The sequence below is a fragment of the Virgibacillus sp. Bac330 genome, from assembly GCF_003667845.1.
GTDB lineage: Bacteria > Bacillota > Bacilli > Bacillales > Amphibacillaceae > Virgibacillus > Virgibacillus chiguensis.
The window spans coordinates 1,851,713-1,865,500 of record NZ_CP033048.1 but is presented as its reverse complement, the minus strand read 5'-3'; the positions used below and the strand labels follow the sequence as shown (position 1 = coordinate 1,865,500).

11 protein-coding genes and 1 pseudogene are annotated in these 13,788 nt (G+C 36.9%); all 12 read left to right on the top strand.

The window, feature by feature from the left end:
- Positions 1-111 precede the first annotated feature (111 nt).
- The 12 genes and pseudogenes from D9780_RS08725 (at position 112) to D9780_RS08670 (ending at position 13,605) form a co-directional block, all read left to right on the top strand.
- Entirely contained in the window at positions 112-1,038 is a 927-nt protein-coding gene (locus tag D9780_RS08725; protein WP_121639872.1) for an AAA family ATPase, read from the top strand.
- Positions 1,039-1,370: 332 nt separating this feature from the next.
- A complete protein-coding gene (gene hflX, locus D9780_RS08720) occupies positions 1,371-2,603 on the top strand; it encodes a GTPase HflX (RefSeq protein ID WP_121639871.1) in 1,233 nt (410 codons plus the stop codon).
- Between the two features lie 4 nt (positions 2,604-2,607).
- The gene (locus D9780_RS08715; protein WP_121639870.1) at positions 2,608-3,846 is read left to right on the top strand and encodes a methionine gamma-lyase family protein; all 1,239 of its coding nucleotides are present in this window, start codon (positions 2,608-2,610) and stop codon (positions 3,844-3,846) included.
- Positions 3,847-4,105: 259 nt separating this feature from the next.
- Positions 4,106-4,477, top strand: coding sequence for a MerR family transcriptional regulator (locus D9780_RS08710; RefSeq protein ID WP_371413738.1), 372 nt, complete (start codon positions 4,106-4,108; stop codon positions 4,475-4,477).
- Positions 4,478-4,827: 350 nt separating this feature from the next.
- Positions 4,828-6,165: a type I glutamate--ammonia ligase gene (gene glnA, locus D9780_RS08705; protein ID WP_073004903.1), complete on the top strand. Its 1,338-nt coding sequence runs from the start codon at positions 4,828-4,830 to the stop codon at positions 6,163-6,165.
- Between the two features lie 408 nt (positions 6,166-6,573).
- A pseudogene (locus D9780_RS08700) lies at positions 6,574-7,098 on the top strand (N-acetylmuramoyl-L-alanine amidase family protein); the annotation flags it as partial.
- Positions 7,099-8,469: 1,371 nt separating this feature from the next.
- The gene (locus tag D9780_RS08695) at positions 8,470-8,709 is read left to right on the top strand and encodes a hypothetical protein (protein ID WP_073003965.1); all 240 of its coding nucleotides are present in this window, start codon (positions 8,470-8,472) and stop codon (positions 8,707-8,709) included.
- Between the two features lie 567 nt (positions 8,710-9,276).
- The gene (ltrA, locus tag D9780_RS08690) at positions 9,277-10,539 is read left to right on the top strand and encodes a group II intron reverse transcriptase/maturase (protein WP_121638889.1); all 1,263 of its coding nucleotides are present in this window, start codon (positions 9,277-9,279) and stop codon (positions 10,537-10,539) included.
- A 251-nt stretch (positions 10,540-10,790) separates the two neighbouring features.
- Positions 10,791-11,018, top strand: coding sequence for a spore coat associated protein CotJA (locus D9780_RS08685; protein WP_116279525.1), 228 nt, complete (start codon positions 10,791-10,793; stop codon positions 11,016-11,018).
- 4 nt (positions 11,019-11,022) lie between these two features.
- Positions 11,023-11,274: a spore coat protein CotJB gene (locus D9780_RS08680; protein WP_121641464.1), complete on the top strand. Its 252-nt coding sequence runs from the start codon at positions 11,023-11,025 to the stop codon at positions 11,272-11,274.
- A 41-nt stretch (positions 11,275-11,315) separates the two neighbouring features.
- Positions 11,316-11,885: a manganese catalase family protein gene (locus D9780_RS08675; RefSeq protein ID WP_116279526.1), complete on the top strand. Its 570-nt coding sequence runs from the start codon at positions 11,316-11,318 to the stop codon at positions 11,883-11,885.
- 379 nt (positions 11,886-12,264) lie between these two features.
- Complete coding sequence (locus tag D9780_RS08670; RefSeq protein ID WP_121639869.1) at positions 12,265-13,605, top strand: dihydrolipoyl dehydrogenase family protein; 1,341 nt, start codon at positions 12,265-12,267, stop codon at positions 13,603-13,605.
- The last annotated feature ends 183 nt before the right edge of the window (positions 13,606-13,788 follow it).

The following is a 13,788-nucleotide window of genomic DNA, read 5'->3' as shown; positions in this document are numbered from 1 at the left end:
AAAAAATTGGCGATAAGCTGATTTTTTAAATGGTATTTTTAAATAAAAAATAGGCAAATGTCACACCTTTTAGATTATGGCGTATACTAAATATTACTGAGGGGTGATGACATGGAAACGCAATTTATAAGTAATCGAAATGGGCAAGTAAATATCATTTTAAAGGAAAAAAACACCTCGCATTTGACATATACAGATAAAAAAGCAATGAACAAAAAAAACAACCCATTTAATCATATTGATGAGGCATTTGCATCGTTTGTGGGTATGAAGCAGCTTAAGAAACGAATCAAAGAAATATATGCAACGGTCGTCATTAATGAAAAGCGAAAGCAGTTTGGGTTAGTAAATCATCAACAAGTATTGCATATGTTATTTAAGGGTAATCCGGGCACAGGAAAAACAACGGTAGCTAGAAGGTTGGCTAAGCTATACTATGATATGAATTTATTATCTAAAGGTCATTTTATTGAAGCTGAACGGGCTGATTTAGTAGGAGAATATATTGGTCAGACAGCGCAAAAAACCCGTTCCATTATACAAAAATCCCAAGGTGGTGTTTTGTTTATTGATGAAGCCTATTCGCTTGCGCGTGGTGGCGAGAAAGATTTTGGTAAAGAAGCAATTGATACTTTAGTAAAACATATGGAAGATTACCAACATGATTTTGTGCTAATTCTTGCAGGTTACCCCCACGAAATGGACCGATTCTTAACGCTAAACCCTGGCTTAGAATCTAGGTTTCCATTTATATTAGATTTTCGTGATTATGAAGCTGGAGAATTGCTTTCAATTGCTAAACGCATGGCGGCAGATCGGGAGTATCAACTTACCAAAGATGCTGAAACGGAATTAAAGGCGCATTTATTAAAAAAAATACGCACAAATAATCGTAACTTTTCCAATGCGCGTTATGTACGTAACGTGGTAGAGAGTGCTATTCGTATGCATGCAGTTAGATTGTTGGAGAATGAGCACTTTACTGCAGATGATCTTATTTACTTAACAATTCAAGATTTGCAGTTAAAACTAAATTAGTATGTTGTTTATATGCATATAAAAGGATGCATGTTTATATAGCCAAATATTTTTGTTGAAAACCTACACATTTAATTGAATAGTGATTTTTTTCACATGAAATTAAATGAAGGCTAAGATTGATTGGCTTAATTAGGTGCTGCTGTTAGTTCCTCAGATATTTAAGGTGAGATCTATGCAGCGCCTTTCATGTTGTATAGGAAAGGTATCTTTACCTTGTTATACAGTTGCCTTCATGAAGAGTTGCAGAAGATGTTTAATTTTGGGGATTTGCTTAAGATTTGTTATGATAGTTGGTAAAGAATTGCATGAAGAAAAGAGGTTCTGTTTGATTGAATGAAAAAGTAATCATTATTGCAGTAAAGCAACCGAAACAAACCAATCATCATTTTGAATCTTCCCTAGCCGAATTAAATTCATTGAGTAATACTGCTGGTGGAGATGTTGTTCAAATATTTACCCAAAATAGAAATAACATTCACCCTGGTACATATATTGGCTCTGGAAAATTAGAAGAAGTAAATGCTTCTATTCAGGAAGATCAAGTAGATTTAGTCATTGCAAATGATGAGTTATCACCCATCCAACTTCGAAATATGAGTCAAGCTTTCGGAGTTCGAACGATTGATCGTAGCCAATTGATTTTAGATATTTTTGCGCAACGTGCTAGAACAAAAGAAGGAAAATTACAAGTTGAATTAGCTCAACTAGAGTATTTATTACCTAGGTTAAGAGGGCAAGGGACAGCGTTGTCAAGATTAGGAGGTGGGATTGGAACAAGAGGCCCTGGTGAAACAAAATTGGAGACAGATCAGCGGCATATTCGTAGACGTATCCATGATATAAAGCAGCGTTTACAAACGGTCGCTAAGCAAAGGGAACAATATCGTAAGCGAAGAAAGACAAATGACGTCTTACAAATTGCAATTGTTGGTTATACAAATGCAGGAAAGTCAACGCTTTTTAATCAACTCACAAATAGTACTTCATTAGAGGAAGATCAATTGTTTGCCACACTTGATCCGTTAACGAGGCAAATTCAACTTCCATCAGGAATGAATGTACTTGTTACGGATACCGTTGGATTCCTACAAGATTTGCCGACTTCTTTAATTGCTGCTTTTAAATCAACATTAGAGGAAGTAAAAGAAGCTAATTTTCTTATTCATTTGGTTGATGGTTCCCATCCTGATTTAAATCAGCAACAGGATACTGTTTTGCAGTTATTACAAGAACTTCATGCTGATACGCTTCCAATGCTTACGGTTTATAATAAGAAAGATAAATGGGTGCAAGGTGTTATACCAATGAACCATCCTTATATGTTTATGAGTGCTTATCAGAGAGAAGATGTACAACAGTTACTACATAAACTGGAAGCCCTACTAAAAGCGGAGTGGTCATTTTATTCTCTAACACTAAGACCGGATCAGGGCAAGTTATTACAACAATTGGAACATGAGAGTATTATTGAATCAAAGATGTTTTCAGAAGATGAACAAGTATACAAATTAAACGGATATATGCGAAAAGGAATAGCGTTAAACCGACTTTTAGAGGAGTAACTACATGACAGATTTATTAGCAAGACAAGCGGAAGAAGATTGTAAACCACAATATACAAAGATCAACAACGTAGCTGAGAAAAATCAAAGACGTGTAATGCAAGCTTTTCGAAACAACTGTGTGAGTGATAGTCATTTTCAATCAACAAGCGGCTATGGATATGATGATAGGGGACGAGAAGTGCTGGAAAGTGTTTATGCTGAAGTATTTGGAGGAGAAGATGCACTTGTAAGACCTCAAATTGTTTCTGGTACGCACGCTATTACAACGACTCTATTTGGTATACTGCGTCCTGGTGATGAACTATTGTATATTACTGGTAAGCCTTATGATACTTTAGAAGAAGTAATCGGTATTCGAGGTAAAGCTGAAGGGTCCTTACGTGATTTTCAAATTATTTATCAGCATGTTGATCTATTAAAGAACGGTAAGGTGAATTTTGAAGCTATTAAGCAAGCAATGAATAAAAAAACAAAAGTAATTGGCATACAACGCTCCAAAGGATATGATGATAGGCCTTCATTTACGATAACTGAGATAGAGGAAATGGTAAATTTTGTGAAGTCTATTCTGCCTGAAGTCATCGTGTTTGTTGACAACTGTTACGGCGAATTCGTTGAAGAAATGGAACCACTACATGTAGGAGCGGATGTTATTGCTGGGTCTTTAATTAAAAACCCCGGTGGCGGTATTGTTCGAGCGGGAGGCTATATTGTTGGAAAAGAATCACTTATTCACCAATGCGCCAACCGTCTAACTGCACCAGGGCTTGGAAAAGAGACTGGCGCAACATTTCACATGCTACAAGAAATGTTTCAAGGCTTTTTCCTCGCTCCTCATGTAGTTGGTGAAGCGCTTAAGGGAGCTGTTTTCACTTCAAGACTAATGGAATTGGCCGGCTACACAACATCGCCACATTACAAAGCAGAGCGTACAGATTTAATTCAATCGGTAACATTTCACAATAGAGAAAACATGATTATGTTTTGTCAAGCGATTCAAGAATATTCACCAGTAAATGCTTATGTGAAACCTTTTCCAAGCAAAATGCCTGGGTATGAGGACGAAGTAATTATGGCAGCAGGAACGTTTATCCAAGGTGCAAGTATTGAGTTGTCTGCGGATGGCCCGCTACGCCCTCCTTATGTAGCGTTTATTCAAGGTGGGCTAACATATGCCCATGTAAAGATAGCCATTACAGAAGCATTAGAGAAGATCAGTAATATGACTTTAAATAATTAGTCGTTTAAACTAACCTTTGTGCGATTGATAACTAAACATTATTAATAATGAATCATATCGCTTCACCTTCAATAACGGGTGAAGCGATTAAGGTTTTAGGATGGAATAAAAAAAGAATCGTAGCATGTAAATTTTAAAAAGTGCTTTCATTAATGTTAGAAAACCTTACATGATATTGACATGTTAGGTTACATGACATATAATGAAAAAGTATTATGAATTAGGGGGTCATGAATTGAATGATAAAGATCGTCGTTCCATGCCTCTATTTGCAATCGGCATTGTAATGAAGCTTACCGAATTAACAGCTAGGCAAATAAGGTATTATGAAGAGCACAGTTTAATTCATCCAGAAAGAACCACTGGAAATCAGCGATTATTTTCGTTTAATGATGTTGATCGACTGCTTGAGATTAAAGATTATTTGGATAAGGGGTTAAATATTGCCGGCATTAAACTACTGTTGAATGAAGATGAAACGAAACAAGTTTCGCAACTAAAAATGACTGAATCCTCACAGATATCTGACAAGGAGTTACGGAGGATTCTAAGGCAAGAATTAAATGAGCCAGGCGCTCATAAAAAAGCTAATTTGCGTCAAGGGGATCTTGCTAGGTTTTTTAGCCGTTAAACGTATCCTTATGCTAAAGTTACCCGTTATGTATCTTGCGCTATAGCTATATAAGTTTTTTAGTATAAGTAAACGAAGGCTTCACCGTAAAATTTGGCGATAAGCCAAGTTTTTATAAAAAGTAACTTTACAATTTGGTTCGTTTAGGGAAACAAATGGATATTAGTACGTGATGGAATAAAACGAACCAAACCAATTCAAAAGGTGAAATGTTAAGGTTGTAAATTAATAACAAATTTTTTCTATGTAAGTCTAACAATGAATTGGTGGCGTATCATTTACATCGACGTTATTACTATCTATTTGTTTTCCTATTCAAATAAATAATTATTTAAATAGGAGGACAAAGTATGGGAAGCACTTATACAAGAGAAGATGTAGTAAGACGCATTAAAGAGGAAAACGTTCGTTTTATCCGTTTGCAGTTTACGGATATGTTGGGGAATATTAAAAACGTGGAGATTCCACTTAGTCAATTAGGTAAAGCTCTAGATAATAAGATGATGTTTGACGGCTCTTCCATTGAAGGCTTTGTACGCATTGAGGAGTCTGATATGTATTTGTACCCAGACTTGGATACGTTCGTAGTATTTCCTTGGACATCAGAAAAAGGAAAAGTAGCTCGCTTTATTTGTGATATTTATAAAACAGACGGCACTCCGTTTGAAGGGGATCCACGTTACAATTTAAAACGAAATTTAAAGAAAATGGAAGAGTTAGGTTTTGATGCTTTTAATATTGGGACTGAACCTGAATTTTTCCTCTTTAAGCTAGATGAAAAAGGCGAGCCCTCTATGGAATTAAACGATCACGGAGGCTATTTTGATCTTGCGCCAACAGACTTAGGGGAGAACTGCCGTAGAGACATCGTTCTTGAATTAGAAGAAATGGGTTTTGAAATTGAAGCTTCCCATCATGAAGTTGCACCTGGTCAACATGAAATTGATTTTAAATATTCAGATGCGGTAAAGCATGCAGATGATATCCAAACGTTTAAATTGGTTGTAAAAACAATTGCCCGTAAGCATAATTTGCACGCAACCTTTATGCCGAAACCATTATTTGGAGTGAATGGCTCTGGCATGCATGTGAATATGTCGTTATTTAAAAATGGAGAAAATGCATTTTATGATAAAGACGGTGATATGGGGTTAAGTAAGACAGCTTTTCAATTTATTTCTGGTATTATTAAACATGCTAGTAGCTTCACAGCGATTACAAACCCAACCGTTAATTCCTATAAACGTCTAGTTCCTGGTTATGAAGCTCCTAGTTATATTGCTTGGTCAGGTGCAAATCGAAGTTGTCTCATGCGGATTCCAAATTCTCGTGGTATTAGCACGCGTGTAGAAGCTCGTAGTGTGGATCCATCAGCAAATCCATATTTAGCACTTGCCTCTTTACTAGCAGCTGGCTTAGACGGTATCGAAAATGGAATGACTCCGCCACCAGCAGTTGATCGTAATATTTATGTGATGTCTAAAGAAGAACGTGAAGAAAATGGTGTTCACGATTTACCTAGTACTTTAGCAGACGCATTGGAAGAGTTAAAGAAAAGTGAAATTATTGTCAATTCCTTAGGTGAACACCTTTTCGAACACTTTGTTGAAGCAAAAGAAATCGAATGGGAAATGTTTAAAACACAAGTACACCCGTGGGAAAGAGAGCAATATTTAAGAACTTATTAATAGCGGAAGCCCTTGACACTATTGGTGTCGAGGGTTTTTGTTTTGGTAATTCAAATCATAGTTTGTTGGTTTCTCGGTAAACACCCAGAGATTATCTGGAAAAATAGTCGCTCATATCTTATTGTTTATTTTATTAAATATGTGCACATTTTTAATAGTTATTGAGTTAACTTTTAAAGCCTGAGCTGAATTTTTTTGTTCAAGTTTAGTACGAACGACTAGTCCAATCGTGCATGTCTTTTTTTCATATGATATATCAAAGGGAATTCTAAGTTGACGGAATTGTTCATAAGGTTTATTAGCGATAACGACAATGGTGTTAAATTTATGGACATCAGAGAAAGAATAACCCCTTAGAAAAGATCAATAGACTATGCAAATATTTAAAGAGTAAGGGAGGTAAATAACATGCAGAAGCTTAAAGATAAGTATTTGCTAGAACGTCGTTACCTTACAAATAAAAATGCCCGCCCGCAAATTAAGAATCTAGGTGTAAGTTTTTTAGTTGCTCATGAAACAGCGAATAATAATGCAGATGCGGATGCACATTATCATTACTTTCAAAATATTGAACCCAACATATCTGCTCATACGTTTATTGATGACAATAAGATATTAGAGATTATTCCTTTAGATGAAAAAGCTTGGCATGTACGCTATGATGTACCAAGAGATAACCAAATGTTTGGCGATGATGCCAACGATATTGCGATTGGTATAGAGCTTTGTCGTACTGGAAACTTTGATAAAGCATACGATCGTTATGTTTGGTATCATGCTTATCTTTGTAAAAAATATGAGTTGAATCCAAAAAAGGACATTGTTGCGCATTCAACGCTTGACCCTAGCCGCAGGAGTGACCCACAAAGTTGGCTAGAACCAAATCGTGTAAGTTGGGCAGAATTTATAGCTGATGTTTATAATTACTATCTTCATTGGGAGGATGAAATTGAGTTAGAGCCCAAGCCATCCAAGCCGGCAAAACCAGAAGGTGTTAGAGCTATAGGAACGGATTTAACAGGAGCTCGTATAAAAAATGTTTACATTGAAAATGTAAATTACTATGACACTCCAAGGTGGAACAACCCATCTGGCACTTTTAAACCTGGTCATGGTTGGATAATTGTTGATAAATACCTTGTTCATGGATCACCTATGTATCAAGTGAAAAATAGTAAGGGTGATAATAAATATTTTATTACGGCACACCCAAAATTTGTGCAAGTTGTTGGCAGTATGTCTAATGAGTCCGGCCAACGTATTAACCAAACAATGAAAGCTGGTGACAAGGTATATCTTCGTAATACAGCTAAGAGATATTACACAGGCCAGACCATACCGTCAAAGTATAAAGGAAAGAGGTATACTGTGCAACAGGCGGAGCCAAACAAAGTACTCCTTCAAGAACTTTACTCTTGGGTGTACAAAAGAGATTTACAAGGGTATTATAATGAATCAATGGATACACTTGCTAGCTTTATTGATAAACGAGTAGAATCTATTCACAATGGTAAGCTTCGTTTTTATAAACAACCTTCTTGGTCGGATAAACATGTTGTTGGCCATCTAGAGAAAGGAGATGGTTTTCCAACCATCATAAACAAATTAAAAGTTGGTAATGGCTACCAGTATAAGGTTAAAAATAGCAAAGGCGTAATTTATTATGTTACAGCAAGTAATAAATACGTTAGAGTAGAATAGTATACGAAGTACTCGTGTCGATAATAACCCAACTGTTAAAATAAATTCTAACAGTTGGGCAGTATTTTTTGCATGATAGAATATCGCTATAACTTAGATATTCCTAGGAGACTAACAAGTTTATCAAGGATGGTGGAAGGGCTTTCTTGTAAAATATATCTCTCTTTCAAAATGTAGTTTTTTACTTGTCTAGAGTATGTACGCTTGCGCTTAAAGCGTGCTTATCTATACATGTGCATAAATATTACAACTTAGCATGTTGACCTATATTCGCATGAATTGGGTAGCCAAAAGCTAGCTACTACAAGGGCCGGCTGATTATAATTTATAATGGGGATAAAATGCGTACAATAAATGATCGTTTTTGTACATTTTAAAAATAGCATTTATAGTAGCAGAACAAAAATAGATTATACACGTTTAGATTGGATTGAATCAAAAAATAGTTAGTTAGGCTACGATGGTAAGTACATAAGTGATTTTTGTAGTAATTATTTTATGTAATGAAACAACGTTTTATTTTAATGCTCTTTTTACGATAAGGTGTAAAACGAGAAAATTTATTAATTTTATCATATTATAGAAATAAAGGAGGTGTAAGGAGTGAAAAAATATACAATCACGTTTCATATGACAGATGGTACTGAAATTGTTACAGAGGAAGAGCGAGAAAGTAAAAAAGATTTTTTCTTTAGTTTAAAGCGCTATGATTCTAATTGGTACAAAAGTAAAAATACAATAATAAATTTAGACAATGTAAACAGCATTATCCTGAAAGAGCAATCAGATGGAATGCTGAAAACTGGTAATGAAGAAAAAGAATTACGAAATGTTGTATGGTGACGAAGCATATCAGTGCTTCGTTTCTTTGTGTGTGCCAGGCATGCACACATTCTCTAGGGTTCGAGTCCCGAACCACGAAGGCAGTAGTAGTGGTTAGCCTAAGACAAGGGTGTCTGGGGTGACCCAGAATCTGAAGGAAGTCGGCGGCAAATCTCCGCCCTTAGGAACACGAACTTCATAGAAGGCTAGGTGTACTTGGATGAGACTGCACAACAAGTCAAAGTCCTTACTGCCAAAGGGTACACAGAGTAAATGAAGTGGGGATATGGAGAGGAAGAATGTGTGCTTACCCCGGGAGATCTGACAGAAAAGCGGTGCACACGCCGTAACCGAACATGTAAGTGTTCGCTGAACTGTCAGAAGTCAGCCGAAGCCGTAGTACTAGATATTTCTAGGAAGGGCTGAATCATTGAAGAAGAATGGTCGCTTCGGAGTACGCAATACTTGATGAAGCAGAAACAAGAAAACCTTCCTAGTGAAGGAAGCGGTGAATCCCGTGGGGGACACTAGAAGGGCTGAGAGAAATTGCCACACAAGAAGAAAGAGCCATTCACGTAGGAGTTAGATATCATGTTGGAAAGCATTCTATCACGAGAAAACTTAATATGTGCACTGAAACGTGTCGAACGTAACAAAGGAAGCCACGGTGTGGATGAAATGCCCGTACAAAACCTACGAGCGCATCTCATGGAACACTGGGCTTCCGTTCGAGAACAACTCGAATCAGGTACCTACTATCCTCAACCCGTTCGCCGTGTCGAAATCCCGAAACCAAACGGCGGAGTGAGGAAGCTAGGAATTCCTACCGTGCTAGACCGTTTCATCCAACAAGCAATCGCACAAGTTCTAACAACCATCTATGACGCAACATTTTCTGAACATAGTTATGGTTTTCGCCCAAACAGACGAGGACATGACGCGGTTAGGAAAGCGAGAAGCTATATGAAAGATGGCTATCGCTGGGTTATAGACATGGATTTAGAGAAATTCTTTGATAAAGTACATCACGACCGATTAATGAGGAAACTGAGCCAAAAGGTCAAAGATCCGAGAGTACTTAAACTTATACGTAGGTATCTCCAAGCTGGCATTATGGAGGACGGAATCGTTCAACCAAACACAGAAGGAGCCCCTCAAGGCGGACCATTAAGTCCGTTGCTATCCAACATCGTTTTAGATGAGCTAGATAAAGAATTAGAGCGAAGGGGGCTCCATTTCGTCCGTTATGCGGACGACTGTAACATATATGTTCAATCGAGGAGAGCGGGATCGCGAGTGATGAAAAGTATCACTACATTTATCGAAGGAAAACTCAAATTAAAAGTAAATGAACAGAAAAGTGCAGTAGACCGCCCATGGAAGCGTAAATTCCTAGGATTTTCTTTCACATTCCATAAAGAGAACCCAAAGATTCGGGTTTCTAAAGAAAGTATCAAACGCTTTAAACAGCGTGTCAGAGAACTAACCTCAAGAAAGAAGTCTATGAATATGCAGGATAGAATCGCAAAGCTAAATCGATACTTAGTAGGTTGGCTAGGCTACTATCAGCTAGCAGAGACGCCCTCTATATTTGAAGTTTTGGATAGCTGGATTCGAAGAAGGATGCGAATGATACGCTGGAAAGAATGGAAGAAAGTCAAAACAAAATACAAGAATTTAATAAAACTTGGAATTAGTAAAGGAAAAGCATGGGAGTGGGCAAACACGAGAAAGGCTTATTGGCGTATAGCTAAAAGTCCGATCTTACATAGAGCATTAGGTGATCGATACTGGTCAAACCTAGGCTTAAAGAGTCTACATAAACGATATCAAACGATGCGTTGGACTTAAATGAAACCGCCGTATACGGAACCGTACGTACGGTGGTGTGAGAGGTCGGGGGTTAGTCGCCCCCTCCTACTCGATTTCATAAAGTCTTAATGGGATTTATAACAGCTATATTAGTATTTATCTATGTTGAGGGCACCTGCTAAACTTTGGTAGTGTACATTTTTGTCTGTATCATTAATAAGAATATAAGAATAAATGCAAGTTACAATCATATATATATATATAATAGACGATAAAGAAAGGAGACATTTATGTTTACGCAATATAAATACTGGAAACCGTATATAAGTCCGTATGATCCATGTAAACCCATTAAAGTGAAAAGTTATGCTACTCCACCTCAATTATATATGGGGTTTCAACCATATGGATTAGAACAATTTAACACTTCAAAAGAAGCGCTCTATCATGGTACACTTTGGCCTCAATTATATAGTCCTTATCCAGAACCTCATAAAGGAGACAAACAAGGTGAATAAGCAAATGCCTCCCGAATATTATCGGCAACTCGAAGAAATCCAAGCAAACGATTTTGTTCTAGTTGATTTAAACCTTTATTTAGATACCCATCCTAACGATCTTGAAGCTATTCAACAATTTAATAATTTATCAAAGGAAACGATGCAATTAAAAATGGACTTTGAAAAGAAATTTGGACCACTTATGCATTTTGGAAAAAGTTTTTCTGACTATCCATGGAATTGGAAAGATACCCCTTGGCCATGGCAAGTTTAAAATTATATAGATCATATCGTTTTGGATAGGAGGAAGACAAGATGTGGTATTATGAAAAAAAGCTACAATACCCAGTAAAGGTTAGTACGTGTAATCCAATGTTGGCAAAATTTCTCATTGAACAATATGGAGGAGCAGATGGAGAACTTGCTGCTGCATTGCGTTACTTAAACCAACGCTATACTATACCAGATAAAGTAGTAGGACTTTTAAATGACATTGGAACTGAAGAATTTGCGCATCTGGAAATGATTGCAACGATGATTTATAAATTAACGAAAGATGCAACTCCCGAACAATTAAAGCAGGCTGGTCTTGGCGAACATTTTGTTAATCACGATAGAGCGCTGTTCTACCATAATGCAGCAGGCGCTCCATTCACTGCCACTTATATCCAGGCCAAAGGAGATCCCATTGCCGATTTGTATGAAGATATTGCTGCGGAAGAAAAGGCACGGGCGACATATCAATGGATTATTGATATGTCTGATGATCCTGATTTAAACGATAGCCTGAAATTTTTAAGGGAAAGAGAAATTATACATTCACAACGTTTTAGAGAGGCTGTAGAAATTTTAAAAGAGGAAAGAGATCAAAAGAAAATATTTTAGTTAATATTTCCTATAAACGCTAGTTCATTAGACGGTAAAGGGCGAATAGTTACTTTACTTATTGTAAAATAAGACGGTTTCGCATTCTATACCTTGTTTAGAATATCATCAAAAAAGAGGAGTTCTGGAAGACAGAAACACGACGAAGTATATAGGTGGGTTGCGCATACTTTATACCGAGTGGCAAATATGCTACTACACTTCGGATGACCCTTGTGATCGCCATACAAAGTAAAACCTAAATATAACGGAAGAAAACAGATTCGAGTGAACTATCCAGTTTTGTAAGCCGGAGTATGGCAATACGTATTGACTCTGGAATCGTTCCATAGTTTATACTTACAAACATAGTAACTATAGATAAAGGAGTAGTTGTACAATGTTCACATATGATGTAGCAATAATTGGTGCAGGAGCAGGTGGTCTAAACACCGCTATGGAAGCAGCTAGTATGGGAAAAAAAGTTGTATTAGTTGACAAATATAAGCCAGGCGGAGAATGTACTTGGGCGGGTTGTATTCCAAGTAAAGCAATTATTCAACTTGCTGATGAAATTCATACGGCAAAAAAATATGCCAACATTGAAGTCGATGGGAAGCAAATAATGAGTAAAGTTCGTCAATTAATAAAAAAAGCGCATCAAGCGGAGGCAGTAGAGCAATTACAGGCTGCAGGTATTGAATATATTCAAGGTGATGCGAAAATTAACGATCAACATAGCATACGTGTAGTCGATAAAATCATTACTGCTGAAAATATAGTTATTGCCACTGGATCAAGAGCACTTATCCCTTCTATTAAAGGAATTGATCAGGTTAACTATTTAACAAATGAGAACGTCTTTCAGCTTGAAGATTTACCAAAAAATCTAATCGTTGTAGGGGGCGGCCCTATCGGTGTTGAATTAACGCAAGCTTTTCAACGGTTAGGAGTGCAAGTAAAACTAGTTGAAATGGCTGACCGTATTTTGTTTAGAGAGGAAAAGGGCTTAGCACACCAGCTCCAGAGTACGTTGGAAGAGGAAGGGGTGCAACTGTATACATCTGCGAAGGCGCTTGAAGTAAAACAAGCAAATGGTACTACAACACTAACTATAAATAGGAACGATGTACTTGAACATATTGAAGCAGAACATATATTGTTTGCCTTAGGTAGAAAGCCGAATATAGAAAATATTGGTTTAGATGATTTGGGGATTTGCTATACTAACAAAGGCATTGAAGTTAATGAATATAATGAAACTTCAGTTCGCAACATTTATGCTGTAGGAGATGCGGTTGGTCCTTATTTATTTTCTCATATGGCTGGCTTTCAAGCTAAACAGGCAATGCGACATGCATTTTTAGAAATGCATACCCCCATAGAGCAACACCCAGCTTGGTGCACCTTCACACATCCAGAATTGGCTAGAACAGGGATGACTGAAAATGAAGCAAGGGAGAAATTTCAAGACAAGTTTAATGTTTATACAGTAAGCTATTCTGAATTAGATAGGGCTGTTGTTGATCAAAAGACAACTGGAGAAGCCAAAATAATTTGTGATCAAGATGGGTTTATAATTGGAGCGAGTATTTTAGGGGAAAGAGCCTGTGAGTTATTAGGCGAATTGCAACTTATGAAAACATTCCATATTCCCTTCCGTAAACTAAAAGATACAATTCATCCATATCCGTCTTATAGTGAAATTCTGACACAGTTAAGCAACGTAGCTACTGAGTAATTGAAATAAAAGCGTTTCTTCAATACCATATGTTAACCTCAAGTCTTGAATAAACGAATTCAAGCAGGTACCCTTTTATAGTACTAGAGAAAAAGACTTGTATTCATTATACAGGTCTTTTTCAATTTTTTCTTCCTTTTTTGTCTTATTAAGTTGTGTAACGTCCGTTGATAAATTTAGAAT